Raw genomic sequence first — 26,229 nt, forward strand, 5'->3', positions numbered from 1 at the left:
CTATATATATCCTCCTTGAAAATCTGTTTCCATAGCAAATACCACATTCTGCCCTAATTATATATTCTATCATAATTTGCAGAAAAAAAGATATTTCTTTACAAAAGTCTTTACAAAATTTGTGGTTAGAAACTACCGATATGAGGAAGATATATATATCATGTTTAAGAACAAAGAACTAATCTTATTGTTTCACAGGCTCGCCTTCTAAAATTTCTTCTTTTTTATACTTTAATTTAGTGGCTTCTCCCCCTCGCAAGTGGCGGATTGATTTATGATAATCCAGTATCTCCTTCACTTCATTAGCCAGATCTGGATTAATTTCTGGCAGTCTTTCTGTTAAATCCTTGTGTACAGTACTTTTAGAGACTCCAAATTCTTTCGCAATTACACGAACGGTTTTCTTTGTCTCCACGATATACTTTCCTATCTTGATTGTTCGCTCTTTGATGTAATCGTGCACACCACTCGACCTCCCTAAAATGGATGTGAGAAGTGTGAAATGAGATCCGTATCAATATTGTCCATTTTCAGCGGCGCTTGTTCGTCTTAATTCCTCATCCATTAGGTAGTAAATGCCAAACACGATCCCTCACCTCAAACACTCTCTTTGTCAGGTTTGTAACAGTGTATTAGCATTGCATAGGGAATATGCTAAAAATGAAGATGGGACAAGGGATTTATCAGAAAATGCAATCATTTCGAGTGGCGAAAATTTTCACTTTACAAGAATGGGTCGAGCACGTAAAATAGAAAAGGTGATTTTATTTACCTAGCTAAATATTGAATAAAGGTGATCATATGGATACGTTAAATAGAGAGTGTTTACATCAAATACACCAAAGCGCCAGGTTGCTGTCTAAAAAGGCGAACGAAGCGCTTGCTGCTTATGACTTGTACATGTCCCAATGGACTGTACTTTTTTGTTTGGATACATTCGGCCCGAAAACCCAAAAAGACATTTGGACATATTTGAACGTCGAAGCCCCAACCATTACCCGAACCGTAACCCGTCTAGAAGCAAATGGCTGGGTGAAACGTGTACAAGGAAAAGACAAACGTGAAAATCTGATCGTGATGACAGATGATGCTAAGGCCCGATTTGAAGAAATCAAACGTACGATGGAACAATTTGAAGAAGAATGTCTTTCAAATTTCACCCACGAAGAAAAACAACTCCTCCATACACTTTTACACAAATTATCAACTGAATAGGAAGTGACATACATCATGAACGAACGCATTTGGACGAGAGACTTTATCATGATTGTCCTGGTGAATTTATTTACGTTCACCTCTTTTTATGCCCTTTTGACATTACTGCCCATTTACACAATGGATGAACTAAATGGAACAGAATCACAGGGCGGTCTCCTTGTGACGGTCTTCTTATTGTCTGCCATTGTGACAAGACCGTTTTCAGGAGCGATTATTGAGAAATTCGGTAAAAAACAGATGGCGATTTTCTCATCAACGGCTTTTGCCTTACTCACTTACTTATACATCCCAATTGATCAATTCCAAACGCTTCTCATGCTGCGTTTCGTGCAGGGCATCTTTTTTAGCATTTTGACGACAGTAACCAGTGCCATTGCGGCAGATATGATTCCAAAACATAAACGCGGGGAAGGACTCGGCTACTTTGTCATGTCCATGAACCTCGCTGTGGTTATCGGTCCATTTATCGCACTGAATCAAGTAGGAAAAGTAGGATTCCATTCCTTATTCCTTCTTTTTTCCATTATCGTTACCATTGGTGCCGCTTTTACGATGCTGATCAGACAGCCAGAGCTTGAAGATGGGGGTAGTGTCGTCTTCCGATTTACTTTTTCTCATCTGTTCGAAAAAGGTGCATTAAAAACAGCGGCAGTCGGCATCATAATTTCCTTCTGTTATTCGCCGATCATTTCATTTATTTCAGTCTATGCCAATTCCCTTGACTTGATGGGGGCAAGCAGTTATTTCTTTATTGTGTTTGCGGCAGCGATGCTTGGATCACGTCCATTTACAGGCAGACTTTTTGACCGAGTAGGACCTCACATTGTGATCTATCCTTCGATTGCTCTTTTTGCGATTGGTTTATGGATGCTGACAGCTACACATTCAGCTACAATGCTTCTTCTATCAGGTGGTGTCATTGGACTTGGCTATGGATCGCTAGTACCATGTTTACAAACACTTGCCATTCAGCACTCACCAGCTCACCGTACAGGCTATGCGACGGCTACTTTCTTTACCCTATATGATACGGGTATTGCTGCTGGCTCATTTGTATTTGGTCTTCTTGTCAGCTTCACAGACTTTTCAAACGTATATCTCATTGCAGGTATTGTTGTCTTGCTCAGTATGTTTGTTTTTTATTGGAGTGAACGAAAGCCCCAAGAAGCAAAAGCACAGAAGGTCTCCCTATCAGAATAGGATTCTATTTTAAACTTCAACGGAAACATGCTAAAATATAGGATGTTTCAAATAAACGATTATTTGAAAAATAGTTGGCATTAAGCGAAGGTATAGGTGATGTTTTGAATTACGAATTGTTTAAAGTGATACACGGGATGGCTCATCATTCTGAGTTTTTAGATCAGGCCATGATTTTCATTACGAAAAAGGCCATTCTTGTGTACGCCCTTGTCTTATTGATTTGCTGGTTTTTAGGTAATCACAAATTTAAGAAGCATGTCTTCTTTTCCGGTGTAACGGGCATCGCGGCACTTATCGTCAATTTTGCGATTACACTGTTTCATTATGAGGAGCGGCCGTTTGTGGCGCATAAAGTCGACACACTCATTCCGCACTCAGCAGATGCTTCCTTCCCAAGTGACCATACAACAGGTGCACTGGCTCTTTCACTTGCCATTCGATCTCGTAATAAAAAGCTCGGCAACATCTTGCTCGTCTTTGGATTACTCACAGGATTCTCCCGCATCTGGGTCGGTCACCATTATCCATTAGATGTTTTAGGCAGCTTGGTCGTATCGATTGTGGTCGTCTTTATCATGAATAAATTATGGAAATTCTTTGACTCTCCAATTGATCGCATCGTTACTTTCTATGAGACAATTGTAGGGAAAATATTTAGAAGGAAGCAAAAGGATCAGGGCTCTGACCTGTCTAACTCTTAAGCGGCTTGCGATAACGTGATGAAGAATCTTCTTCCACTTATCGCGCCGCTTTTTTTATTGACTGTCCTCCTCTGACCTTGTTCGAAAAATAAAGACTGACACCGATGCCGATAAGGGAAATCATGATCAGCGTCCAGCCTAACTGCTCAAAATGAGGACCAGCAATTTCATCTCCAAACAGCATACCGAGAACAGCAGATGACAGAATGGAACCAAGGTAGCGACATGTTTGAAAAAGCCCAGAGGACGTGCCAATCATATGCTGAGGGCTTGCCTTGAGCATCGCAGCTTGCAGCGCAACATTTCCAATCCCGTAACTAAGTCCAAGCAGCGCTAGAACAAGCCCTTTTCCCCATAATGGTGCCGGAATAAAAAAGAAGGTCATCGCAGACGCCCCAGCCAGCATCAATACCGCACTGGCTAATACCGGATGGCGTTCATCCCCGCGGTCCACCCACTTACCCGTCAGCGGAGAGACAATGATGCTCACCCCAGACATGCAAAGCATAAAAAGACCCGTCATTTCCACACGCCAGCCTAATTCATCTTGGAAATAGCTCGGCAAACCAAAGAAAAGACAATAGAAAAAGATATTTAAAATGATAAATTGCACATACACGAGTGAAAGTCGCTGCTCCTGTCTGAACATACGAATTTGAATAAACGGTTCATCCACCTGATACTCCCACCAAATAAAAGCGCCTGCACTCAAGAGACAAAGAATCCCCTGTACATATTGAATGCCATGACCTAGTGATAATAAAAACGAAAGCAGAAGGACAATACAAACTGTAAAAAGCAGCATCCCTGGCAGATCGAGCTTCCGTACCGTTTCACCTATACGCAGCTTTCTCTTTTTCTGCTCCTTTGGAAACAAAGATAGTCCAAGAAAGAAGCTGATTAAAATAAAAGGCAGATTCACTAAAAAGATAGCCGGCCAGCCGCCGATTGTCATTAAAAAGCCGCCAAGTGTCGGTCCAAGCGCCGTCATCGCTGAAGCAAAAATGGACAATACCGCTAACGCCGATGCCTGCTTGTCTTGAATATGATCCCGAATGAGTCCGACACCAGAAGGATAAATGGCACTGCTCCCAATTGCCTGCAATAGCCGGATCACAATCAGCACCGCAAACGTCGGGGCAAACGGCGCACAGATGGCTGAGACCGCGACAAGACCCAGTCCGAATAAAAATAATGTTCTCCGGCTCATCACATGATCCCCAATCCGGCCGCTCACCGGCTGCGTCACCGCACTAGCTAAATAAAAAGACGAAATAAGCCAAGATACAGTCGTAAATGACAAACCAAATTCATGCTGGATTTGATGCAAGGCCAAAGAAATCATTGAGGAATTTAACGGATTTAACATTGTCCCAAAGGCAATCGCAGTTAAAAAGACTTTTCGGTTGTCCCTCCACTTCTTCATACACCGACCCCCTCTTTGTGTTCTGACATGTTTCCTTCCGTTATTATGAGATTCATTTCCCTTTTTTACCCTGATCAATTCAAGTTCTCTCTTGGAAAAGCAAGACATACATTTTAAAAAGGGCGAGTGTTGGAAAAACACATATAAAATTGAGAATATGAGGAACAAATGGTAAGATGCTACACATATTTAAAAGCCTACTTTCTCCTTATATGGAGAAAGGCTGAAAAGGAGGAGAAGCTTATTATTAAGAAAAGACGGTTTTGGGTCCCAGCCCTTTTCTCGGTTGCAGTATTACTTCTGTCTTCGTGTGGTTCAAATGAAACAAATGGGAACGGAGATAAACGTAATTCTACAGCGAAAGGGTCGCCAATTTTGGAGGATGGAAAATTTATATTTGCAGCATCAGGTGAATTTCACCCGTTCAGTTACATGGATGGAAATCAGATGTCAGGCTTTGATATCGATGTAGGCAATGCGATTAGTGACAAACTAGGCCTCGAGCCTATACAGAAAAAATATAAATTCGCAGGCATCGTTGAAGGTGTGAAATCAGGAAAATTTGATGCGGCAGTTGCAAGTCATACCATCAATGAGGAACGAAAAAAACACGTCCTTCTTTCTAAGCCCTACTACTACTCTGGTCCGCAAATTTTCACAAGACCTGGTGCAGACATTCAACATGCTGATGATTTAAAAGGCAAAGAAATTGCTGTATCAAAAGGCTCGTCCTACGCTGATATTGCAAAGGAACATAGCGGGCAGGAACCAAAATATTACGACAGTGATGTAGTCGCTTTAGAAGCACTAGCCAACGGAAAACACGATGCAGTCGTGACGGATTTTGCGACAGGTGCAGAAGCCATGAAGAAAAAATTAAAGATCGAAGCGCAGGAAAGACTCGGACAAAGTGAGCAGGCAATTGCTGTATCTAAAGAAAATGAACAGCTCATAAAAGAGATCAACGATGCGATTGACGCATTAAAAAAGGATGGAACATTAAAACAAATTAGCGAGAAATACTTTGATGAAGACATCACAGTCAAACAAAATTAAAACCACGATTGTGCGCCTTTTTTAGGCGCACTTTCTTCAAATGGAGATGATTGTTTTGCCTACCCTATCACATTTTTTTCAGACGCTGATTGATTCAAGTGGTATTTTTTTAGAAGGAATGCTGCTCACCTTACAGCTCACTGTGATCAGCATCTTCATCGGCATGTTCATCGGGCTTTTCTTTGCTTTATTGAAAATATCACGCGTGGCTGTCTTTGGTTATATCGCCAACGCCTATATCTTCCTTGTACGCGGCACACCACTGATTGTTCAAATTTTCATCCTATATTTTGGACTGACAGAATTAAATATTCCCGACTTCTGGGCCGCTTCCATTGCGCTCGCCTTTCATAATGGAGCGTATATAGCAGAAATATTCAGAGGTGCCATCCAATCAATCGATCAAGGGCAAAAAGAGGCTGGACGCTCTCTTGGCATGGGGCGTTTTCTAACAATGAGACGTATTATTCTCCCGCAAGCGATGCGGCGTGCCCTCCCCCCTCTTGGCAACCAGTTCATTATTGGCTTAAAAGATTCATCACTCGCCGCCTTTATTAGCGTCAATGAACTATTTAACGTCGCCACCACCCAAGGCTCAAACAGCTTTGACAATATGACCTATTTACTTGTTGTAGCCGTCTATTACTTAGTTCTTGTCCTGCTGTTAACATTCGCTGTCCAAACCTTTGAGAAGAAACTATCAGTCAGTGACCATTAGGAGGAGAAACATGACAGAATCAAAGGAACTCATTCGTGTTGAAAAACTCAATAAACACTTCGGAGAACTGCATGTTTTAAAGGATATCGACCTCACTGTTTATGAAAATGATGTGGTCGTCTTAATTGGAGCCAGTGGCTCTGGAAAAAGCACCTTGCTCCGCTGTATGAACTTTTTAGAAATCAAAAATGATGGAGAAATCGTCATTGATGGCAGCCCTGTTCACCCAAAACGCGATCAATTAAACGAGATGCGGCAAAAAATAGGCATGGTGTTTCAGCATTTTAACCTCTTTCCGCATAAAACTGTGCTTGAAAACATCATCGAAGCGCCTGTTATGGTGAAAAAAACAAAAAAGGCTCAAGCTGTATCAGAAGCCAATGTCCTGTTAGAAAAGGTCGGACTTGCAGATAAAGCCAACGTATATCCTTCTAAGCTATCAGGCGGTCAAAAGCAGCGTGTGGCTATTGCAAGAGCTCTCGCCATGAAACCAGATGTCATGTTATTTGACGAACCTACGTCTGCCCTCGATCCAGAGCTTGTAGGCGAGGTACTACAAACAATGAAAAGTCTCGCAAAAGAAGGCATGACGATGGTTATCGTCACACATGAAATGGGCTTTGCAAAAGAAGTCGCCGATCGTGTCGTCTATATGCACGAAGGCCGTATCGTCGAAGAAGGCACGCCATCAAAATTGTTCGATTCCCCTCAAGAGGAACGAACCAAGCTGTTTCTCAGCTCCATTTTATAGGTCAAACGCCCTTTATTTTTCGTGCTCAATGCACGTTTTTTCTCATAATTCACGAACTTTTCATCCATTTATATTGAATATAACCAAAAACCATGTAAGATTACCTTACATGAATATGTCATATATGACTTTTCTCTCTATAATGAAGAATTAAGAAATCAATTAATTCTGAATGATTCAGGGGGAATGCAGCATGCAAATGGGTGATACAGTATTTATGTTCTTCTGCGCACTACTCGTGTGGTTAATGACACCGGGTTTAGCCTTATTCTACGGAGGACTCGTGAGAAGTAAAAACGTCTTAAGTACAACCATGCACAGCTTAACTTCACTAGCGATCGTCTCTATCGTATGGATCATGTTTGGCTATTCCTTGGCTTTTGCGCCAGGCAATGCATGGATTGGAGGCTTAGACTGGATTGGATTAAAAGGCGTTGGCTTTGAACCCGGTCCCTACAGTGAGACCATCCCACATTCATTGTTCATGATGTTCCAAATGACCTTTGCCGTCTTAACAACAGCCATCATCTCAGGTGCCTTTGCTGAACGAATTCGTTACTCAGCGGTCGTTGTGTTTACACTCCTTTGGGTCACATTTGTATACGCGCCAGTCGCACACTGGGTATGGGGCGGCGGTTGGATTGGCGAAATGGGTGCGCTCGACTTCGCTGGAGGAAACGTGGTTCACATTTCATCAGGTGTTGCAGGTCTAGTCGTAGCGATTGTGCTTGGGAAGCGTAAAGAAGCAGCAAGCTCTTCTCCTCACAATTTGATTTATACTCTTCTTGGCGGAGCTGTCATTTGGTTTGGATGGTTTGGCTTTAACGTTGGAAGTGCCCTTACCTTAGACAGTGTCGCAATGTATGCCTTTATTAACACCAATACAGCTGCTGCTGCGGGAATCATCGGCTGGCTGTTAGTCGAGTGGATGATCAACAAAAAACCGACCATGCTCGGCGCGATTTCTGGAGCCATCGCAGGTCTTGTGGCAATTACACCTGCCGCCGGTTTTGTCACACCTTTTGCTTCTATCATCATCGGAATTATTGGCGGGATTGTGTGTTTCTGGGGAGTCTTCTCACTCAAAGCCAAATTTGGCTATGATGATGCACTAGATGCATTCGGTCTTCACGGAATTGGCGGGACTTGGGGAGGAATTGCAACCGGGCTTTTCGCAACAACCTCTGTCAATGACGGTGGAGCCAATGGATTATTCTACGGAGATCCCAGCTTACTTTGGAAGCAAGTCGTCGCTATTGTGGCCACTTATGCCTTTGTAGCTGTTGTGACATACGTAATCATCAAAGTGGTCAATCTCTTCTTTAAGATTCGCGCAACCGAAGAAGAAGAATCAGTGGGTCTTGATTTAACCATGCATGGGGAAAAAGCTTATCAAGATTAAAGAAAAAGGGGTGTCTCTATGAGCAAAATGTATAAAGTGGAGATTGTCACACGTCCAGCCAATTTTGAAACATTAAAGGTGGAGCTTGGAAAGATTGGCGTCACTTCCATTACCTTTTCGAATGTACACGGCTGCGGTTTACAAAAGGGACATACAGAGCTATACCGTGGCGTCAAAAAGGAAAGTAATGTGTACGAACGATTAAAGATTGAAATCGTCCTAAGCGAAGTACCTGTCGAACAGGTCGTTGAAACAGCTCAAAAGGTACTTCGTACAGGCGAACCAGGGGATGGGAAAATTTTTATATATGAGATAGAAAATACAATCAACATTCGGACAGGTGAAGAAGGACCTGCCGCTCTTTAAACCATCCTCCGCCGAGTGCGGGGGATTTTTTAAAGACAGAAAAAAACCTCTGCATGATTCATATACAGAGGTTTCAAGACTTAAGATTGTTTTGTTTCTTCAGATTGACTGCTGTCTTTAGAGGAATCAGAAGACTTTTCTTGATCAGAGGATTTGCCCTTCTCATCAGACTTTTCTTCAGATTTTTCTCCAGCAGGCTCTTTGGCCTTATCTTCAGCAGCAGGTTCCTTCGTTTTTTCATCAGCTTTTGGCTGAGCAGGTTCTTTTGCTTCTTCCGTCACTTCTTGCGCGGCCTTTTCAATAGTTGAAACAGGCTTGTCAATGAAGCTAAGTGGATTAAGCGCTAAACCTTCCATACGAATTTCAAAATGCACATGGTTGCCGCTTTCAGCACCATAAAGATTTTTACCAGAAGCACCGATGACATCATTCTGCTTCACTTCATCGCCTTCTTTAACACTCACCTGTGACAACGATTGATAAACAGTCGATAATCCATCTTCATGTTCAATTTCAACGACGTGACCGAGAACTGGATCTTTTTTCGCTTGAACCACTGTTCCACTAAGAGCAGCTGTGACATCAAACACTTTGCCATCTTTATCTGCAAGATCAATACCTTTGCTCAAGGTATAGGTGTTATTATAGTTTACAAGTGCTGCTTCTTTTTCTTTTTGATCAGCATCTGCTTCATAGAACTTTTTCACGACAGAAACATTATCAGAATTCTGGACTGGCATGGCAACATTTTCAATTGGCTTTCCAACTTCAACGGCATCATCACGCTGTTCTTGCCCTGTTTGATTTCCATCAGATAGTTGGTCTTTCACATCTTTTGATACAGCTTGATACCAAAGAACGGCTGTTAACACGACCGCTGCGCTGACCAAGTAAATTGCAGGGAATACCCAGCGCTTACGGAAAAATTGCTGAACTTTTGTGATTTTGGAAGTACGTTTCTTTTCTTCCTCTCTCATTTTTCATCACCTCAGCAACATTCTGAACACTTTTCAAAAAATATATACACACGAAATCATTTTTCTTTTTATTTTGCGCAATCGCATCAATAATATGTATGATGAATGAAAAAAAGATGGGGGACTTTAATGTGAAAACTTTCAACCGTATAGCAACAGAAGATGACCTCAAAGCAATCGTTGATATTTACAATTCGACTATTGCTTCAAGAGAAGTAACCGCCGATACAGAACCAGTTTCAGTTGAAGACCGCCGGCAATGGTTTTTGAATCATTCAGAGAAAAGACCTCTCTATGTGAAAACAGATGAGGATGGACATATTTACGGCTGGCTCAGCTTTGAAACGTTTTATGGAAGACCTGCATACAACGGGACCGTTGAAATGAGTATTTACTTAAACCAAGACGATCGAGGGAAAGGCTTAGGGTCACTTTTTTTACAAGAGGCCATTGAGTTGGCACCTTCACTAGGCATTCGAACATTACTCGCCTTTATTTTCGGGCACAACGAAGCCAGCATTCGATTATTTATAAAGCACGGCTTTGAAACATGGGGTCACCTGCCACGCATCGCAGAAATGGACGGCAGCAGGTACGATTTAGACATTCTAGGAAAAGAATTATAAAATGAGCGTCTCTCCAACAAAGAGACGCTTCAGATTGTTGACAAAGGGCTAAAATGATCTTGATTTTAGCCCTTTGTCTTCTTTTCAGCGTGATAGAAAACCTTTGCAGTCAAGGAAGGACGAGTACTGGAGCGGAGCGAATTTGACATTCGTGAGCACCAGCACGCAGGACTGACAACGAATGCGAGGGTTTGTCTACATGCTGGAGCGTCTCTCCAACAAAGAGACGCTTTTTTATGATGCGTGTAACAGCTGTTCAAACTGTTTCGCATTTTGAACAGATTTTCTTTGGAGGATGATGCCATGTTCATCTATCAGAATCGCTTGCGGAACAACAGTTACCCCATACAGCTCCATGATTTGCGAAGAGCGCATATACACAGCTTGATCAGGCAGCAATTGAAGGAGCAATGCATCATCTCCTTGTTCATCTCCATTGATGAACATGAATTGAGTATCATCGCTAGAAATGTGCTGACGCATATCAGACAAAATGCTTTTGCATGTCATACAAGTGGTATTTACAAATAACAGCATCACGGCTCTTCCGTTCTGTAAATACTCCTTTAAAATAACCTTATCTCCTAAATGTGTATAGCTTCGAAATAACGGCGCACCATCACCAACATCCGCTTCCTTTAATTCAATCCCATCAAGGGATTTAATTTTACTCATAAATTTTCCGATAAAGCGGGCAAGCAAAAACACGACAGCCAGCTGAGCTATGACAATGAATAACACAATAATTAGTAGAATATCAGTCATTTCACTTGGTCTCCTTCTATAAACGATTCAAATTGATTCATCCATTTTCTTTTGAACATCATGATTGTTTTCCCAACCGCTATAATCAGACAGACAGCCACTGCAATCAGAAAACAAATAATATGAAGTGGCCACGGAATTGTTTCTACATAGGGATGGACATAAAACAACCCAATCACAAGAGCCAGCATCGACACATTACGAATCACAATTCCCCAGTGAAGATGGTCATTTTCAAGCAAACCTCCACAGCCGCATGAAATGTTACGATGTCCTCTCAATAAATTGAAGGTGACCGCTCCAGTATAGATACATAAAAGTGCTGTAAGACCAATCGCAGGTACAAGAGACATGTTCCACACGAATAATAAAACCGTACAAGCCAATTCAACAGTCAAAAACAAATAAAACATGGGCGCCGTGAGCGCAGGAGGCAGCAGGCGATAAGCATTCATCTGCTGAATATGCGCCGGTTGTTTTCTCACTTTATCAAGCCATGCACCTGCAAAGATGATTCCTAATAAATAGACACCTATAAAATAAAAGACACTCACCTTACGCCATCTCCTTTTGTTGAAATAGTTGAGATTGTGCCTCGTAAAGCCTTTTGTACTCTCCATCTAACGCCATTAGCTCTTCATGGTTCCCCTCTTCAACGAAAGCACCATCTTTCATCACGATAATCCGGTCTGCTAAGCGGGCCGCTCCCATACGATGTGTGATAAACAAGACCCCTTGATCCTGCGTATGATCGAATAGCTTTCGAATGAGTGAAATCTCCGATAGCGGATCGAGAGCAGAAGTCGGTTCATCTAAAATGATAAAATCACTTTCTCTAAAAAAGGTTCTCGCCATTGCAAGCTTTTGCCATTGTCCCCCAGATAGTTCATGACCTTCTTCAAAAAACCGACCAAGCTGCGCATCGTATGTTTCTTCCATTTGATGAATTCTTTTCTCTATTCCTGCTTGCCGTGCAGCTGAGATCATGCGCTCTTTATCATCTATTTCGTCAATACGGCCAAATCCAATGTTTTCTTTCACAGTGAATTCGTACTTCATAAAATCTTGAAAAAGGACGGCCATTCTCGCATGATATGATTTTTTATAAATGGTCGAAATCGATTCACCATTGACCTTTTGCATATTCGGCTTATCTGGATCATATAAACCAGTCAAGCATTTAATCAAGGTCGTCTTACCTGATCCGTTATCCCCCACCAATGCAATGCGTTCACCTTTATCGATATGAAAATGTATATGTTCAATAGCAGGCGTTTTCATATTCGGATAGGTAAAAGAGAGATTTTCTAGCGTAATGGACTGAATACATTCAATCCTCCGAAGCGATGCCGCTTCCTCTGTCTGCTCATCAATTTCTTCTTCTCTCTTTTGAAAAGCTCTCATTTCATCAATATAGAGACTCGTTTCATATAAACTAGAACATTCCCTCGTCAAATCCTGAAAACCACTTTGAATATTTTGCACAGCTTGGAGCACAGCGACAAACGTACCCGCAGCTAATTTCTTTTGAAAGATAAGAAAGACAATAAAAAGACCGCAGCACACATAGGCAAATGTCATAAGCAATCCACCTGCCATCTCCCAGCGAACCTGACGTTTTAGTAATTTATATTTTTCATCTGCACTTTTTACATAATGGCCTTTCCATTTTTGAAGAAGGTAATTTCCTATTCCATATAAACGGATTTCCTTCAATGAATCTCGCTGCGCAACAAGATCAGACACATACATTTCTCTTCGATCATTTGCCGTTAACATGCGGTTTAATTGATACCGTGCGCCTCCAAAGAAAAGCTCAATCCACAAGACAGGCAGAGTACATAAGATCAGAATGACCGCCAAGCCCCAATGGATACCAATCATATAAATGAGAAGTGATACAACAGTAATCAATGCGCTCATAATTGTAAAAATACTTCTAACCATACTCAGAACATGCTGATGACTGTTCATCACACGTTGACTTTCATTATAAAAAGACGGGTGTTCAAATGTAATATATGGAAGCCTGATCGCCTTTTGAAGCAATTCACCCTTCAAATGCAAACCAATCAAATTTGTCGCTTTCTGCTGACTAAGCTGAAGAATGAATTGAAGCCCATATCCTAAAACCACAATGACCATTTGCAACCCAAATAACCTTAAAACCTTTTGAATATCCCCTGAAGAAGTCATAAATAAAATAATTTCATTAATCAATGTTTGAATAATCCAGACACTAGCCAAAGGCATAAAACCAACGATCACTTGGATGAATAGAGTTAACAGAAGATATGATCGACTTCTTTTCCAAGTATAGGAGATTGCATATAAACAATGGTTCACTGTACTCATCAAACGCTCCACCTTACACCATTTAGTATAATTGACATATTTTTGATATTTATATTATGATAGCTCTGCGTAACTTCATTCTGAGAGGACGATATACGATGACTTCAATCTTACTTTTACAGCTAACTCTTATTCTTTGTAGCCTTTTATTGACGATCGGAATCATTATCTATTTAAAACACCAGATGGAATTAATCATCTTACCGATCCAGCATGTTGGACAAAAATTTGTTCATCCGCTACTCGAAAAACCATCACCTATTCAAATAAATGATCTACTGCAAACCAATCACAAGCAGCAGCTGCTTGTATTCACTGACACAGCATGTCCGCATTGCATCCCATCACTGGAACAATTCCTAGAAACGAAAAAGCAGCGTCAATTAGACATTTCTTTTAGTATTTTGCTAAAGAATGGGAAAGAAGAGGATCAAGAATTATATCGTGATAACCAAACCAGCATGCGAATTATCTCAGTGGACGAACAAATGATAGGCGCCTTTCATATTGAAGAGTTTCCATATTACATCATGGTAGAAGAAGATGAAACAATCTCATATGCAGCCCCTTTTCCGGATGGTCTTTATTCAAGGTTTTCTGCAAAATAAACATAAATGAGGCATGTGAAGATAACAAACACACGCCTCATTTTTTTATTGGTTTGGATCTGCCAGAACATCCTGATCCTTTTCCCTTGCGGCGATTTCACTCGCTTCACTTGAAGCTGCGGCTTGTTCCTCAGCTTGTTCAAACTCACTGCGAGCCTCATTTGAAATATCTACTTGGTCACCATGCTGATTCACAGTAACGGACGAAGAAGACGATTCTTTTTGAACCTCTTTCTCTAGTTCCTTTAATTTAGACACATGAAGCTCTAAATCTTTTCCTTGCTGAACTAGAGTCAGTTGTTGAAATAATGCCTTTCTCTCTTCTGGAGAATGGTCGCCTTGAACAATTTTCGCTGCTTCGTTTAAAAAAGAATTGGATGTTTGACTCGCTTGACGACTGTTTGACGTCTGCATAGCATTTGTTAAGAATGAAATTGAAGATATGCTCATGCGTTCACATCCTATTAAATAAAATCCTTGAATTTAGCAGCCACATCTAATGCGTTCTTGGCTAGTACAAATCTCACCTGTATCACGATCCACGTAGTAACGGAAAGTTCCAACACCTTGAAGGAAACAAGTTGGCGCTGATTTGCATGAAGTGACTAATTTTTGCAAAATACATCTTGAAGCTGCAGGTTGAACATTGGTCATTTTGTTTAAGAAACGATCTAACATATGAATTCCACCTTCCAATTTTTATGGTAATACAACACAATAATAACCAATTAAAAGACAACTAACAACATATTTTGATAATTTTACTAATTATTTTTAACTACTAATCTTATTTATGACATAAATTGTCGTTAAAATTCATAGTAAATGTTACTTTTTTCTTATTCGAAGATAATTTATTTATCCATAAATAGTAAAGTGAAGATAGAAATTTTTAAAATTGTTCTACATTCACTCTTCCTAAAGTACTACCTGCTCAAGTATGATAAAGAGTGAATACATAAAGGAGTGAACACCATTGCAACAAACTGAGAAAATCATTCAATCTCTTCATTCGATCACAAAGTGGGGAAAAGTTGGTAGTATATTTCTCTATATTTCAGGTGGCTTAGCTATTCTTATTGGTTTTTGGCTTGTTCTTCCTGCTGCCCTTGGCGTCTTCCTCATTATGATGGGAATCCATGTACAAAAATCTGTAAACGCAGCGGAACAATTAATTCAAGCTCCTGATACTTCTTATGAAGAGTTATTAGAACAATATGCTAAGATGATGAAAATGCAGACACTATTTGCCATATCAAGTATTGTCGCAGCCATTCTATCATTCATCGCCATTATCCTGATGCTGGTATTAGGCGGTCTAGCATTTCTTCAAGAAATTCCTAGTGACATTCAGCACTACGAAGGTGAATACGAAGAAGAGCTTGGTGACTTTTATTAATGGAGAGGGGGTATCAATGAACATTTGATACCCCTTTTGTTTGATATTTGGCATCGTTTTACCCTTCTAAGCTTGACATTCTATCTTGATCATTTTAAAATACAAATCGTAACCATTACGAATTAAAGGAGGTTCCTATTACCGATGCGTGTAAAAATTACCTTAGCCTGTACTGAAACTGGTGACAGAAACTATATCACAACAAAGAATAAAAGAACGAATCCGGACCGACTGGAGTTAAAAAAATATTCTCCTCGGTTAAAGAAATATACCCTTCATAGAGAAACAAAATAATTTTTTAGGTTTCAAATCGTAATCATTACTTTTTAAGAGAGGCGGAAATGAACATGAGCATTGGCAAAGGGACAGAAGGAAATGAATAAGCGAATACCCGTTACAGTATTAAGTGGTTTTTTAGGAGCTGGAAAAACAACGATATTAAATCATGTACTACAAAATCGTAAAGGGTTAAAAGTAGCTGTTATTGTTAATGACATGAGCGAAATTAATATTGATGCAGAACTAATCAAACAAGGCGGTGAGCTCTCTCGATCAGATGAGAAGCTAGTTGAATTATCTAATGGTTGTATTTGCTGCACATTAAGAGAAGATTTGTTAATAGAAGTAGAGCGCCTATGTAAGACTGGTCATATTGATTATATTGTCATTGAGTCAACAGGTATTAGTGAACCTATTCCAGTCGCGCAAACTTTCTCTTATATTGATGAAGAAATGGGGATAGATTTGACGCGCTTTTGCCGGCTAGACACGATGGTCACTGTTGTAGATGCGAACCGTTTCTGGACCGACTTCCAGTCAGGAGAAAGTCTATTAGACCGTAAACAAGCCGTTTCCGATGATGACGAACGAGAAATTTCCGATTTACTGATTGATCAAATTGAATTTTGCGATGTGTTGATTATCAATAAGTGTGATCTAGTATCAAACTCAGAATTAGACCGACTTGAGCACGTGCTGACCACACTTCAACCAGAAGCATCTATCATCAGAACCTCAAAAGGGCAAGTAAAGCCAAGTGACATTTTAAATACTGGTTTATTCGATTTTGAAAAGTCCAGTGCTTCTGCTGGCTGGATTAAAGAAATCAACGCTGGGCATTCTCAGCATACGCCAGAAACAGAAGAATACCAAATCTCATCCTTTGTTTATGAAAGAAGACTTCCCTTCCATACTGGCAGGTTAAATAATTGGTTAGATCAGATGCCAGAGCAAATAGTTCGCGCTAAAGGATTTACATGGCTTGCCACACATCATGATTTAACCATTTTAATTTCACAGGCTGGAAAATCTGTTGCGATTGAACCAATTGCCTACTGGATTGCTGCCTTGCCTGAGCAAGAAAAAGCACAGATATTAAAGCAAGAACCAGAGCTTCTTGATGAGTGGGACGCAGAATTTGGTGACAGGCATACAAAACTTGTGTTTATTGGCGTAGATTTACCTAAAGCAGATATCATTCGCACACTTGATCAATGCTTACTCACACCTGAGGAATTTGATCAAGAATGGACTACGTTTGAAGACCCCTTTCAATGGAAAATCCAACATTAAGCCAGGAGGGTTTTAAGTGGCAAAGAAATCTAAAATTGCTAAAGAAAAAAAGCGGCAGCAGCTTGTATTGAAATATGCAGAATTAAGAAAAGAGTTGAAAGAAAAAGGTGAATATGAAGCTTTAAGGAAATTACCTAGAGACTCTTCCCCTACTCGCTTAAAGAACCGCTGTGAGTTAACCGGTCGTCCTAGAGGTTACTTACGAAAATTTAAAATGTCTAGAATTGCTTTTCGTGAGCTTGCCTATAAGGGCCAAATTCCAGGAGTGAAAAAATCGAGTTGGTAAAGATTGAGTTGATCTTATCACAGCTCCCATAAAAGTAAAGCAGTAAAAAATGTTGAAAAATCTATTTTCTAAGCATATCTCAACCTTTTTGAGCCACAAAATAACATTTTAAAAACCAGCAGAGTTTCTGCTGGTTTTTGATCATGACAGGATTCTAAGATGAATAGACCTATTTCTATAAAAGGATTTTCAACAATGATTATGACATTTTCTCTACTTTTCAAAAAATCATGATCATGATACTTTGTTGTCACTACCCACCGATGTATGACATTTCAACTTTTTTCTGATCTTTCTTCTGCTCTCTCTCAGCTGAATATTGATCATCTCTATTCGACCATAGTTCCTTCAATATGTTCTTTATATCTTCATTATCTTTTGTTGAGCGAATCACCCGCTTCAGATCAAAACCCGATGATGCAAAAAGACATGTAAACAATTCACCGCGAGCAGAAAGTCTCGCTCTATTACATGTTCCACAAAAGGCATCTGAAACAGAAGAAATAATGCCTATCTCTCCTGAACCATCTTGGTAATAGAATCGGTTGGCTACTTCACCTGGATATTGAGGAGGTTCTGGTTTGATGGGAAATGTTGAATCAATTAGACCAATAATCTCTTTCTTTGTCATGACATGCTCTAGATTCCATTTGTTCGTATTTCCGACATCCATAAACTCGATAAATCTGAGAACATGTCCTTCTTTTTTAAAGTAAGCTGCCATTGGTAAGACATCCTGATCATTCACACCTTTTTGAACAACCATATTGATCTTAATAGCAAGTCCAGCTTTTTTTGCAGCCTCAATCCCATCAAACACTTTTTGGATAGAAATATTCCTTCCGTTCATTTGCTTAAAACGGTCAGGGTTTAATGAATCCAAACTAATGGTGACTCTTTGAAGACCTGCTTTCTTTAACTTTTCAGCATATACAGGTAAAAGCGTTCCATTGGTTGTCATAGCAATATCTTCGATTCCTGGAATTTTTGAGAGCTTTTCTATTAAGATAGGCAAATCTTTTCGCATTAAGGGTTCACCACCCGTGATGCGTATTTTCACCACACCTAGGTCCTTTGCAAAAAGGGTAGCAAGCTGTTCAATTTCTTCGAAACTAAGCAGTTCTTCTTTATTCAAAAAAGGATAATCTGGTCCAAAAATTTCAGCAGGCATACAGTACGTACATCTAAAGTTACAGCGATCTGTTACTGAGATTCTTAAATCGCGCAATGGTCGATGTCTCTTATCCAATATACTGTCCATACTTTGCCTCCTATTCTGTTATACGCTGATGGTGAGTGTATATATTAAAAGATTCTCCTCTGACAAATCCAACTGTCGTGATATTTAATTCTTCTGCCATATTAAGCGCCAGCTCAGTTGGTGCTGATTTTGAGATGACGATCGACACTCCTAGTTTTGCTGCCTTCAATAGAACTTCTGACGATATCCGGCCGCTAAACACAAGGATTTTATCTCTAAGCGGAATTCGATGAAGTAAACAGTATCCATAGATTTTATCTAAAGCATTATGTCTTCCAATATCAGTTCTAGTGATGAATAGTTTTTCTGTGTCACACAATCCAGCATTATGCACACCACCAGTATGTTGAAACAATTGACTTTCTTCTTGTAAACATTTCATTAGACACATACAAGTTTCAGCAGAAATGTTGATTCGATCAATGGCTGTTTTTGCTGTTTTCACATCTTGGAGAAAATAAAAGTGTCTCCCTTTCCCGCAGCAAGAACCAATCACCCGCTTAGTAAAATCTGATGACTGAAATCCGCTTGAGTGAACTAAATCAACATAGGCAAAGCCCATACTTTCATCTATTGTAAACCTTTTAATCTCATTTTCAAATCGAATGACTCCTTCTGAAGCTAAAAAACCGATCACCAATTCTTTCAAATGATCTGGTGAACAAACAAGTGTTACAAATTCCTCTCCATTCACGATCACAGTTAAAGGAAATTCTTCTACAACTTCATCTGTTTTGCAAGTAAATTGACCTTCACGGTATTGGTGTATAACTCGTTTCTTTTTAACAGAAGGATTCATTGTATGATCTTCCTTTCAGCACAAATTTAGTTATATGAACCAATCGAATTGTGATATTATTTTAAAAAGTCATAAAAATGTAACATATTTCTATCTTATCAAACTTTTTGATTGCTTTATATGGGGGGGAACAAAATGAATAAATCGAAAAATCGCTGGCTCATCGCAACAAGTGCTGTAGGAATTCATTTATCTATTGGGTCTGTTTATGCTTGGAGTGTTTTTACGAATCCTTTACATCAGGCCTTTCAGTGGTCATTGACAGAAATAAGCCTGACCTTCAGTATTGCTATTTTATTTTTAGGATTATCTGCTGCTTTCATGGGGCATTTCGTTGAAAGATATGGCCCAAGGGCATCAGGGCTCTTCTCAGCCATTTTCTTCGGTATCGGGATGACAGGGTCAGGATTCGCTGTACACATATCCTCACTCCCTCTCCTCTATTTATTTTATGGTGTACTCGCTGGGATAGGATTAGGGGTAGGCTACATTGCACCTGTATCAACTTTAGTGAAATGGTTTCCGGACCGAAGAGGACTTGCAACCGGCTTAGCTATTATGGGTTTTGGATTTGCGTCTCTTATTTGCAGCCCAATTATCCAATATCTCATTGAAAAAGTAGATATCGCAAATACCTTTTACATTCTTGGAATTTCCTATTTTATGATCATGGTGATTTCATCTCTTTATTTATCACCACCAACACCTGATGACGTCAAACAATTTGATGTGTTAAAAACAAATCAAAGAAAAATCCCTCAGGATTTATCACAGCTTACAGCAAATGAAGCGATCAAAACACGACGTTTTTATTATTTGTGGCTCATGCTCTTTATTAATATCACATGCGGAATTGCCATTATTTCAGTAGCATCGCCTCTTGCTCAAGAAAGTGTTGGATTCACTGCTGGTGCTGCAGCTACCCTTGTTGGCATTTTAGGTGCTTTTAATGGTTTAGGACGGATTGGCTGGGCTTCCTTCTCAGATTATATCGGAAGGCCGAATACATATACAATCTTCTTTAGTATCCAGCTCATTGCCTTTCCTTTACTTCCCTACTTAAAAGAACCGCTCGTCTTTTCAATCGTGATGGCGATCATTTATACGTGCTATGGAGGAGGGTTTGCCTCAATTCCAGCCTATATTGGGGATTTATTTGGCACGAAACAACTTGGTGCCATACACGGTTATATTTTGACAGCCTGGGCAGCTGCTGGTTTAGCAGGACCTTTATTTTCATCCTTTATCCGGGATATAACAGGTAACTACACGCAGAGTCTGATGGTGTTCTCTGGCTTATTTTTCATCGCTTTTATCATATCTCTTCTCATACGGAAGGATATTCAGCAGCTTAGAGAAACAAACCTTACTGCTGATGCTTCTGTCTCATCCCGACCTTAATTTGAATTTGACAGAATCACAATCTAAAGGTAATTTTTAGATATGAGAACGCTTTATAAAGTAATAGGAGGGTGATGATATCATGGGGAAAACAAAACATAAGGGGCCTATTAAGCTTAATAAAAAACCCTCACCAAAGCTATGGGCCTCTTTTGCGCCTATGGGACTTGGAAAAGTAAAGCCGAAACACATTCGAGATACGATGAAAGTGGCTTGGGAGAACAAGGATAATCTCCCCTATGCATATCGCATTTTAACGCAAGGCGTGTGTGACGGCTGTGCCCTTGGTGTTTCAGGGCTATATGACCAAACGCTCGCAGGACCTCATATATGCACCACAAGACTAAATGTACTTCGTCTTAATACAATGCCAGCTATTGATCCAAAATGGTTTGAAGACATTCAACAGCTCAAACAAATGGACAGCACTACTCTCCGCAAACTTGGCCGTATCCCTTATCCACTGATTCGAAAAAAAGGTGACAATGCCTTTACACGTATTTCCTGGGATGATGCATTAGATCAAATCACAGCTAAAATCAAATCAATTGATAAACGGCAGCTCGCTTTCTATTTAACAGCTAGAGGAATTACAAATGAAGTCTACTATACCGCTGCGAAGGCAGCTCGCTTTATCGGGACAAATCATATTGATAATGCGTCTCGCATTTGTCATTCACCGAGCAAAACCGCTCTTAAGCGATCCCTTGGGATAGGAGCCTCCAGCTGTAATTACAACGATTGGATCGGAACAGATGTCTTAATTTTTTGGGGATCTGTCGCAGCAAACAATCAGCCCGTTTCCACTAAATATATGTATGCGGCGAAAAAGAAAGGAACCAAAATTATTGTCATCAATCCTTACAAAGAGCCTGCCATGGAAAAGTACTGGGTTCCCTCTATTCCAGAAAGTGCTTTATTCGGCACAAAGATCGCTGATGATTTCTATCAAGTCAATATAGGCGGCGATATTGCGTTTATGAATGGTGTCATCAAACATTGGTTTGACATGGAGCAGCACGCGCCCCATTCCGCTCTTGATCATGAATTTATTCAAGCCCATACTACCGGCATACAGGATTTACAGCAGCATGTCGCACAGTTGAAATGGGAAGACCTTGAAGCATCATCAGGCTTATCAAAAGAAAGAATGAAGGAATTTGCGATCCTTCTTGCCAATGCCAATTCAGGCGTTTTCATTTGGAGCATGGGTCTTACTCAGCACCGCTTTGCAACTGATAATATATCACAGGTTGCCAACCTTGCTATGTTACGTGGGTTTATTGGCAGGAAACATTGTGGTGTCATGCCAATTCGCGGGCATAGCGGTGTTCAAGGTTCTGGTGAAATGGGTGCTGACCCGTTTGTTTTGCCGGGCAGTGATTTTGATGAAGAGAATATTGAAAGAATCGAAAAGATTTGGGGGTTTGACATTCCGAAATGGCATGGTGACACCATTGGGCAATCATTTGAGAAAATGGCTCTCCCTAAAGAACATCCGCAAAAACTCAAAATGCTGTTTACGAGTGGCGGGAACTTTTTAGAAACGATGCCAAATCCAGATGCGATTGAAAAAGCTTTATCTGGGCTTGAACTTCGTGTCCATCAAGATATCATTTTGAATACCTCTACACTTGTAGAGGCAGAAGAGACGGTAATTATTCTCCCTGCTATGACAAGATATGAGCAGCCAGGAGGCGGTACTTCCACTAGTACGGAACGCATGGTATATTTCAGTCCAGAAATTGAAGGACCTCGGATTGAGGAAGCCAGAGCAGAATGGGATATTTATATGGATCTTGCAAAAAGAGTACGTCCACAAGATGCTGAGCTGATTCATTTCGAAACGGCTGAAGACATTCGCCGTGAGATTGCGATCGCAAATCGAAACTATGATGGCATCCAGCATTTACGTCATAAAGGAGACGTTTTCCAATGGGGAGGTGCCTGGCTATGTGAAGACGGAGAGTGTCCAACACCGGATGGCAAAGGACAGCTTCTTCCTGCCCAGCTGCCTCAATACCGAAAAACCGAGGGACATTTTAATATCACGACAAGAAGAGGAAAGCAATTCAACTCCATGATCTATAGTGAAAAGGATGCCTTTAATGGTGGGAAACGTCATTCCATCTTGATGAATGAAGAAGATGCTAAAGAGCTTTATGTCAAAGAAGGTGATCCAGTTGTTTTGTTTAATCAGTATGGATCCTACCAAGGAGTCGCTCAATTTGGGGAGTTGAAACGTGGCAATATCGCTGTTTACTGGCCTGAAGGGAACGTTTTAATTCCAAAGGGTGTGTATGAGAGCTACTCACAGATTCCCGAATATAATACGGCGGCCATATTAGAAAAAGCCGAAACCTTTCATGCAAGAAAAGACCAGCACTACGTGGAGAAACGAATTGATGAATTAGAAACCACCTTGAATTGATCTTCAACTAAAAAACAGCTGGGGAAAACAATCCCCAGCTCCCATTCATATCCTACTGACTAAAAGTGCTCGCTGCATTTTGTAGAATGTAATTCAATTCTTCGGCATTTGCAGCCAGTTGATATTGTCCACCGCCTGCTTTTGCAACAGACTTTAGACTTTTGGCTTCTTTTTCATTCACGTCAAAGCCGATGATATTAACAATGGTGTCAATTCCACCTTCATGTAATTCCTTTGCTGCTTGTGAAGGGCTTCCTCCACAAGTTTCTTTACCATCGCTGACGACGTAGACAATATTTTTCCCTTCAGCCTGGTGATCTTCAAAATCTTGCTTCGTATCTGTTAATGCTTTTGCAAGTGGTGTCCATCCGGTTGGCTTATACACATTCAGCGCTTGCTGAAATGTTGATGACTCATATGAACCAAATCCATAAACGGCTTCAGAGCTTTCACAAGAAATTGCTTTTCCAGCATTTTTATTGGTTCCTTCATGACCAAACACACGAAGAAGAACTTGTGTATCATCTGATAAAATACTTGCGAAGCTTTGAATAGAACGTTTGGCGATATCGATTTTCTTTTCGCCTTCAACTGATTGCGCCATGCTGCCGCTTAGATCGAGTAATATCACCACATGAGCCGGCCCCTGTTTTTTTGTCACAGCATGAGCTGGTGAAGAAAGAAACAGGACAAGACTAGCCAAAATGGTTAATACGATATTGCGTTTCATTCATAAAAACCTCCCTTTTTACATTTGTACAGAAAAAGAGAAACGAAAGCATACATCAATCGTTTCCCTTTTGTTCAGCAAGTTATTCGTGTAGTTTTAATGATTCTGCTGACAGGATAGAACCCATTTCTTTACCAGTGCTTGCTTGGTAGTAATGGCCTTTACCAGCTTTGGCTACTTGCTTTAATTGACCTTCATAGCCATCATTAAAGTCTAATCCAATGACATTAACAACAGTCGAACCTTTTGAGTTATGCAATTCTTTTGCTACTTTTACTGGATCTCCGCCACAAGTTTCTTCGCCATCAGTGATGAGGTACACAATATGTTTTGTTCCATTATTAAGCTGCTCATCCGCTTGCTTTGCATGTTCAAGAGCACGAGCAATCGGTGTCCAGCCATTTGGTCCAAGTCCGTTTAAAGAGTTTTCAAAGCTTTCTTTTTCGTAAGGCTGTACGCCATAAACGCCTCTAATGACTTCACATGATTGAGCTTTACCTGAATTTTTGTTGTTTCCTTCAGAGCCAAACAAGCTCATACGAATTTTAGCGTCTTTTGGAAGTGACTGAGCAAATTTAAATACCTCTTGTTTTGCGAGGTCAAATTTGCGTTCTCCCTCTACTTTTCTTGCCATGCTTCCACTTGCATCAAGTAAGATGGTGATTCTTACATCTTTGTTATGTTTTTTGACTGTAGATGCTTTTGCAAATACAGGTGAAGAGATCGACATAGATAATGTCAATACAGCTAAGGTTACGAGTGTAAATACTTTTTTCAACATCATTTTTTCCTTCCTCCCTATGTATTAAATTGAAACATCTTAATCGTAAAATATTCTGTCTTGGAATGGTATAGGACTCGGTCCCTTTTTCTCTTTCATCAAAATCACTAAAAATCTGTCAGTTGTCTAGATACATTCACCCAACACATCATTTTTTCTCTTGTTTTCTCCTTCTTTCGAGGGGCTTTGTATCGGCCATCGGTTCTTGTCGGGACGTAAATGTTTAGGATTTCCTGAGGTGCGTCTTAAGTCGCAAATTGACACATTCTGTTCAAAACTCTTGGAACACACAAAAAAGATGCCCCTATTCTGGAGGCACCTTTGCTTTATTTTTTAGCCATATACGTGTTAAGAAAACGATCTGCTGATTCAATTTGAATCCCTTTATAATAATGTTTCACGATAGCATCTACTTTTTTGCCTGACTGTGCCATATAATGCGCACCGTACTGACTCATTCCAACACCATGGCCATACCCTTTTGTCGTAATGATAATTTGCTGGCCCTGTCGTTCCCATGTAAAGTCTGCTGAATGAAGTCCTAATGACTCTCGAATGTCTCTGCCTGTCAATGTTTTACCGTTTATTACGGCTTTTGCTACTTGATTTCCTGGTGTCCGCTCTACTATCTGTCCTACCTGAGCCTGTTGAGTGAGCGTCACACCTAATTTTTGCTGAAATTCACTAACTGGGATGGTTTTCTTGTTTTGAAATTTTGGCGATTTTTCGTCCCATTTACTTGAGACACTTTTCAAATATGGGATTTCGTTTTTCCAATAAGCTTCAGCATTTTCTGTTTTCCCGTTACTTGTTGAAAAGAATGAGGCATCAATTGGTTTCTCGTCATAAGTAAGCACTTTTCCTTGTGTGCTGGCGACAGCTTCTGTGACTTTTTTTAACTTCCAATTGTACGCTTTTCCCCAAATTTTCTTGAGTTCCTGCTTGTTTTTATACACTTGGAACATTTGGGTATCATCTACAAGAGAGCCCTTTGGTGATTTGACGGTCTTATCGATGATCATTTGTCTGACGATATACGTTCTTGCGGCGAGTGCCTGTGCCTTAAGTGCTTCCATCTCAAAATCAGCTGGCATTTCAGATGCTACGACACCAATCACATACTCTTCTAAGGGGATGTTTTCTACCTGCTGATGAGCTGAACGATAGACGGGGATAGCGACGGGTGATTGCTTCAATTTGACTGTACCCTTTACTTCTTTTTTAACTGATGGCTCCGCTGATACATGCTGGCTTGCCTCCGGTTTCCCTTGAAACGTCGGCAACACAAGTAAAGTTGGAATCATTAAAATAATGATGCATATTCCTGCGATTGTCCATATCATTGGTTTCATATTTGGCTGCCCCCATTTGTCATTGAATCTCTTTTATCCTATGGT

28 protein-coding genes are annotated in these 26,229 nt (G+C 40.3%); 16 read left to right on the top strand and 12 right to left on the bottom strand.

The genetic code is table 11. The features are described from left to right. Positions 1 to 184: 184 nt before the first annotated feature. Entirely contained in the window at positions 185 to 463 is a 279-nt protein-coding gene (spoIIID, locus tag QRN39_RS13445; protein ID WP_008343327.1) for a sporulation transcriptional regulator SpoIIID, read from the bottom strand. Positions 464 to 801: 338 nt separating this feature from the next. Here spoIIID and QRN39_RS13450 point away from each other — a divergent pair, with 338 nt between their 5' ends. The 3 genes from QRN39_RS13450 to QRN39_RS13460 all read left to right on the top strand — a co-directional run bounded on the left by QRN39_RS13450 (position 802) and on the right by QRN39_RS13460 (position 3,122). Next, positions 802 to 1,215 (top strand): MarR family winged helix-turn-helix transcriptional regulator, encoded by a 414-nt coding sequence (locus QRN39_RS13450; protein ID WP_003214738.1) that lies wholly within the window; start codon positions 802 to 804, stop codon positions 1,213 to 1,215. A 15-nt stretch (positions 1,216 to 1,230) separates the two neighbouring features. Beyond that, the gene (locus QRN39_RS13455) at positions 1,231 to 2,418 is read left to right on the top strand and encodes an MFS transporter (RefSeq protein WP_253622083.1); all 1,188 of its coding nucleotides are present in this window, start codon (positions 1,231 to 1,233) and stop codon (positions 2,416 to 2,418) included. A 104-nt stretch (positions 2,419 to 2,522) separates the two neighbouring features. Then, the gene (locus QRN39_RS13460; protein WP_034660243.1) at positions 2,523 to 3,122 is read left to right on the top strand and encodes an undecaprenyl-diphosphatase; all 600 of its coding nucleotides are present in this window, start codon (positions 2,523 to 2,525) and stop codon (positions 3,120 to 3,122) included. Positions 3,123 to 3,159: 37 nt separating this feature from the next. Here the strand turns inward: QRN39_RS13460 and QRN39_RS13465 are convergent, their stop codons facing one another. Further along, a complete protein-coding gene (locus tag QRN39_RS13465; RefSeq protein ID WP_284907412.1) occupies positions 3,160 to 4,548 on the bottom strand; it encodes an MFS transporter in 1,389 nt (462 codons plus the stop codon). A 168-nt stretch (positions 4,549 to 4,716) separates the two neighbouring features. Between QRN39_RS13465 and QRN39_RS13470 the strand changes: the two genes are divergently transcribed. From QRN39_RS13470 to QRN39_RS13490, 5 genes are all read left to right on the top strand, one after another. Next, positions 4,717 to 5,604 carry a transporter substrate-binding domain-containing protein gene (locus QRN39_RS13470; protein ID WP_284907413.1) on the top strand — a complete coding sequence of 296 codons (888 nt, stop codon included), beginning with the start codon at positions 4,717 to 4,719 and terminating at the stop codon, positions 5,602 to 5,604. Between the two features lie 40 nt (positions 5,605 to 5,644). Next, positions 5,645 to 6,322: an amino acid ABC transporter permease gene (locus tag QRN39_RS13475; RefSeq protein ID WP_284907414.1), complete on the top strand. Its 678-nt coding sequence runs from the start codon at positions 5,645 to 5,647 to the stop codon at positions 6,320 to 6,322. 10 nt (positions 6,323 to 6,332) lie between these two features. Continuing rightward, on the top strand, positions 6,333 to 7,073 hold the full coding sequence (locus QRN39_RS13480) for an amino acid ABC transporter ATP-binding protein (RefSeq protein ID WP_050944422.1): 741 nt from the start codon (positions 6,333 to 6,335) through the stop codon (positions 7,071 to 7,073). Between the two features lie 193 nt (positions 7,074 to 7,266). Next, entirely contained in the window at positions 7,267 to 8,475 is a 1,209-nt protein-coding gene (locus QRN39_RS13485; RefSeq protein WP_003215412.1) for an ammonium transporter, read from the top strand. A gap of 18 nt (positions 8,476 to 8,493) precedes the next feature. After that, on the top strand, positions 8,494 to 8,841 hold the full coding sequence (locus tag QRN39_RS13490) for a P-II family nitrogen regulator (RefSeq protein WP_003214763.1): 348 nt from the start codon (positions 8,494 to 8,496) through the stop codon (positions 8,839 to 8,841). A gap of 80 nt (positions 8,842 to 8,921) precedes the next feature. Here the strand turns inward: QRN39_RS13490 and spoIIQ are convergent, their stop codons facing one another. After that, positions 8,922 to 9,818, bottom strand: a complete 897-nt coding sequence (gene spoIIQ, locus QRN39_RS13495) for a stage II sporulation protein SpoIIQ (RefSeq protein WP_003214850.1) — start codon at positions 9,816 to 9,818, stop codon at positions 8,922 to 8,924. Positions 9,819 to 9,934: 116 nt separating this feature from the next. Between spoIIQ and QRN39_RS13500 the strand changes: the two genes are divergently transcribed. Further along, positions 9,935 to 10,444, top strand: coding sequence for a GNAT family N-acetyltransferase (locus QRN39_RS13500; RefSeq protein ID WP_284907415.1), 510 nt, complete (start codon positions 9,935 to 9,937; stop codon positions 10,442 to 10,444). Positions 10,445 to 10,678: 234 nt separating this feature from the next. Here QRN39_RS13500 and QRN39_RS13505 read toward each other — a convergent pair whose 3' ends face one another. From QRN39_RS13505 to QRN39_RS13515, 3 genes are read right to left on the bottom strand one after another with little or no spacing between them, the layout of a single operon-like run. After that, entirely contained in the window at positions 10,679 to 11,209 is a 531-nt protein-coding gene (locus QRN39_RS13505; protein WP_106029548.1) for a TlpA family protein disulfide reductase, read from the bottom strand. Next, positions 11,206 to 11,763: a MauE/DoxX family redox-associated membrane protein gene (locus QRN39_RS13510; protein WP_284907417.1), complete on the bottom strand. Its 558-nt coding sequence runs from the start codon at positions 11,761 to 11,763 to the stop codon at positions 11,206 to 11,208. Before QRN39_RS13510 ends, QRN39_RS13505 begins: the two co-directional genes overlap by 4 nt. Position 11,764: 1 nt before the next feature. Beyond that, the gene (locus tag QRN39_RS13515) at positions 11,765 to 13,564 is read right to left on the bottom strand and encodes an ABC transporter ATP-binding protein (protein WP_284907418.1); all 1,800 of its coding nucleotides are present in this window, start codon (positions 13,562 to 13,564) and stop codon (positions 11,765 to 11,767) included. A gap of 98 nt (positions 13,565 to 13,662) precedes the next feature. Between QRN39_RS13515 and QRN39_RS13520 the strand changes: the two genes are divergently transcribed. Further along, the gene (locus tag QRN39_RS13520) at positions 13,663 to 14,172 is read left to right on the top strand and encodes a hypothetical protein (RefSeq protein WP_284907419.1); all 510 of its coding nucleotides are present in this window, start codon (positions 13,663 to 13,665) and stop codon (positions 14,170 to 14,172) included. Positions 14,173 to 14,217: 45 nt separating this feature from the next. On the opposite strand, the gene QRN39_RS13525 is transcribed toward QRN39_RS13520, so the two are convergent. Further along, a complete protein-coding gene (locus tag QRN39_RS13525; protein ID WP_003214610.1) occupies positions 14,218 to 14,622 on the bottom strand; it encodes a hypothetical protein in 405 nt (134 codons plus the stop codon). A 526-nt stretch (positions 14,623 to 15,148) separates the two neighbouring features. Here QRN39_RS13525 and QRN39_RS13530 point away from each other — a divergent pair. The 4 genes from QRN39_RS13530 (at position 15,149) to rpsN (ending at position 17,429) form a co-directional block, all read left to right on the top strand. Next, positions 15,149 to 15,571 carry a DUF5362 family protein gene (locus tag QRN39_RS13530; protein WP_050944429.1) on the top strand — a complete coding sequence of 141 codons (423 nt, stop codon included), beginning with the start codon at positions 15,149 to 15,151 and terminating at the stop codon, positions 15,569 to 15,571. A gap of 144 nt (positions 15,572 to 15,715) precedes the next feature. After that, on the top strand, positions 15,716 to 15,865 hold the full coding sequence (rpmG, locus tag QRN39_RS13535; protein ID WP_003214771.1) for a 50S ribosomal protein L33: 150 nt from the start codon (positions 15,716 to 15,718) through the stop codon (positions 15,863 to 15,865). Positions 15,866 to 15,946: 81 nt separating this feature from the next. After that, positions 15,947 to 17,143 (top strand): GTP-binding protein, encoded by a 1,197-nt coding sequence (locus QRN39_RS13540; protein WP_050944430.1) that lies wholly within the window; start codon positions 15,947 to 15,949, stop codon positions 17,141 to 17,143. 16 nt (positions 17,144 to 17,159) lie between these two features. Beyond that, positions 17,160 to 17,429: a 30S ribosomal protein S14 gene (gene rpsN / locus QRN39_RS13545; RefSeq protein WP_003215208.1), complete on the top strand. Its 270-nt coding sequence runs from the start codon at positions 17,160 to 17,162 to the stop codon at positions 17,427 to 17,429. 253 nt (positions 17,430 to 17,682) lie between these two features. Here the strand turns inward: rpsN and moaA are convergent, their stop codons facing one another. Both moaA and fdhD read right to left on the bottom strand, forming a co-directional pair. Next, entirely contained in the window at positions 17,683 to 18,690 is a 1,008-nt protein-coding gene (gene moaA / locus QRN39_RS13550; protein ID WP_050944432.1) for a GTP 3',8-cyclase MoaA, read from the bottom strand. A 10-nt stretch (positions 18,691 to 18,700) separates the two neighbouring features. Further along, complete coding sequence (gene fdhD, locus QRN39_RS13555) at positions 18,701 to 19,489, bottom strand: formate dehydrogenase accessory sulfurtransferase FdhD (protein WP_251190700.1); 789 nt, start codon at positions 19,487 to 19,489, stop codon at positions 18,701 to 18,703. Positions 19,490 to 19,624: 135 nt separating this feature from the next. Between fdhD and QRN39_RS13560 the strand changes: the two genes are divergently transcribed. Together QRN39_RS13560 and QRN39_RS13565 are read left to right on the top strand one after the other, a co-directional pair. After that, positions 19,625 to 20,890, top strand: a complete 1,266-nt coding sequence (locus tag QRN39_RS13560) for an L-lactate MFS transporter (RefSeq protein ID WP_251190699.1) — start codon at positions 19,625 to 19,627, stop codon at positions 20,888 to 20,890. An 82-nt stretch (positions 20,891 to 20,972) separates the two neighbouring features. After that, the gene (locus tag QRN39_RS13565; RefSeq protein WP_284907420.1) at positions 20,973 to 23,321 is read left to right on the top strand and encodes an FdhF/YdeP family oxidoreductase; all 2,349 of its coding nucleotides are present in this window, start codon (positions 20,973 to 20,975) and stop codon (positions 23,319 to 23,321) included. A gap of 52 nt (positions 23,322 to 23,373) precedes the next feature. Here QRN39_RS13565 and QRN39_RS13570 read toward each other — a convergent pair whose 3' ends face one another. The 3 genes from QRN39_RS13570 to spoIID form a co-directional block, all read right to left on the bottom strand. Continuing rightward, complete coding sequence (locus QRN39_RS13570) at positions 23,374 to 24,051, bottom strand: VWA domain-containing protein (RefSeq protein ID WP_284907421.1); 678 nt, start codon at positions 24,049 to 24,051, stop codon at positions 23,374 to 23,376. An 82-nt stretch (positions 24,052 to 24,133) separates the two neighbouring features. Continuing rightward, complete coding sequence (locus tag QRN39_RS13575) at positions 24,134 to 24,832, bottom strand: VWA domain-containing protein (protein WP_284907581.1); 699 nt, start codon at positions 24,830 to 24,832, stop codon at positions 24,134 to 24,136. 326 nt (positions 24,833 to 25,158) lie between these two features. Continuing rightward, on the bottom strand, positions 25,159 to 26,184 hold the full coding sequence (gene spoIID / locus QRN39_RS13580) for a stage II sporulation protein D (protein WP_044140138.1): 1,026 nt from the start codon (positions 26,182 to 26,184) through the stop codon (positions 25,159 to 25,161). Between the last annotated feature and the right edge of the window lie 45 nt (positions 26,185 to 26,229).

It is taken from the genome of Bacillus sp. lyk4-R2A-2 (assembly GCF_030209735.1).
GTDB lineage: Bacteria > Bacillota > Bacilli > Bacillales > Bacillaceae > Bacillus > Bacillus pumilus.

What these genes read in the sequence shown, in the direction of transcription:
- QRN39_RS13480 (WP_050944422.1), top strand. Translation starts at nt 6,333, where the DNA reads ATGACAGAATCAAAGGAACTCATTCGTGTTGAAAAACTCAATAAACAC.
- QRN39_RS13525 (WP_003214610.1), bottom strand. Translation starts at nt 14,622, where the DNA reads ATGAGCATATCTTCAATTTCATTCTTAACAAATGCTATGCAGACGTCA.
- QRN39_RS13485 (WP_003215412.1), top strand. Translation starts at nt 7,267, where the DNA reads ATGCAAATGGGTGATACAGTATTTATGTTCTTCTGCGCACTACTCGTG.
- QRN39_RS13565 (WP_284907420.1), top strand. Translation starts at nt 20,973, where the DNA reads ATGGGGAAAACAAAACATAAGGGGCCTATTAAGCTTAATAAAAAACCC.
- QRN39_RS13520 (WP_284907419.1), top strand. Translation starts at nt 13,663, where the DNA reads ATGACTTCAATCTTACTTTTACAGCTAACTCTTATTCTTTGTAGCCTT.
- QRN39_RS13500 (WP_284907415.1), top strand. Translation starts at nt 9,935, where the DNA reads ATGGGGGACTTTAATGTGAAAACTTTCAACCGTATAGCAACAGAAGAT.
- fdhD (WP_251190700.1), bottom strand. Translation starts at nt 19,489, where the DNA reads ATGAATCCTTCTGTTAAAAAGAAACGAGTTATACACCAATACCGTGAA.
- QRN39_RS13450 (WP_003214738.1), top strand. Translation starts at nt 802, where the DNA reads ATGGATACGTTAAATAGAGAGTGTTTACATCAAATACACCAAAGCGCC.
- QRN39_RS13465 (WP_284907412.1), bottom strand. Translation starts at nt 4,548, where the DNA reads ATGAAGAAGTGGAGGGACAACCGAAAAGTCTTTTTAACTGCGATTGCC.
- QRN39_RS13575 (WP_284907581.1), bottom strand. Translation starts at nt 24,832, where the DNA reads ATGTTGAAAAAAGTATTTACACTCGTAACCTTAGCTGTATTGACATTA.
- QRN39_RS13470 (WP_284907413.1), top strand. Translation starts at nt 4,717, where the DNA reads ATGGTAAGATGCTACACATATTTAAAAGCCTACTTTCTCCTTATATGG.
- spoIID (WP_044140138.1), bottom strand. Translation starts at nt 26,184, where the DNA reads ATGAAACCAATGATATGGACAATCGCAGGAATATGCATCATTATTTTA.
- spoIIQ (WP_003214850.1), bottom strand. Translation starts at nt 9,818, where the DNA reads ATGAGAGAGGAAGAAAAGAAACGTACTTCCAAAATCACAAAAGTTCAG.
- QRN39_RS13540 (WP_050944430.1), top strand. Translation starts at nt 15,947, where the DNA reads ATGAATAAGCGAATACCCGTTACAGTATTAAGTGGTTTTTTAGGAGCT.
- QRN39_RS13570 (WP_284907421.1), bottom strand. Translation starts at nt 24,051, where the DNA reads ATGAAACGCAATATCGTATTAACCATTTTGGCTAGTCTTGTCCTGTTT.
- QRN39_RS13455 (WP_253622083.1), top strand. Translation starts at nt 1,231, where the DNA reads ATGAACGAACGCATTTGGACGAGAGACTTTATCATGATTGTCCTGGTG.
- QRN39_RS13490 (WP_003214763.1), top strand. Translation starts at nt 8,494, where the DNA reads ATGAGCAAAATGTATAAAGTGGAGATTGTCACACGTCCAGCCAATTTT.
- QRN39_RS13515 (WP_284907418.1), bottom strand. Translation starts at nt 13,564, where the DNA reads ATGAGTACAGTGAACCATTGTTTATATGCAATCTCCTATACTTGGAAA.
- rpmG (WP_003214771.1), top strand. Translation starts at nt 15,716, where the DNA reads ATGCGTGTAAAAATTACCTTAGCCTGTACTGAAACTGGTGACAGAAAC.
- QRN39_RS13505 (WP_106029548.1), bottom strand. Translation starts at nt 11,209, where the DNA reads ATGACTGATATTCTACTAATTATTGTGTTATTCATTGTCATAGCTCAG.
- QRN39_RS13475 (WP_284907414.1), top strand. Translation starts at nt 5,645, where the DNA reads ATGGAGATGATTGTTTTGCCTACCCTATCACATTTTTTTCAGACGCTG.
- moaA (WP_050944432.1), bottom strand. Translation starts at nt 18,690, where the DNA reads ATGGACAGTATATTGGATAAGAGACATCGACCATTGCGCGATTTAAGA.
- QRN39_RS13560 (WP_251190699.1), top strand. Translation starts at nt 19,625, where the DNA reads ATGAATAAATCGAAAAATCGCTGGCTCATCGCAACAAGTGCTGTAGGA.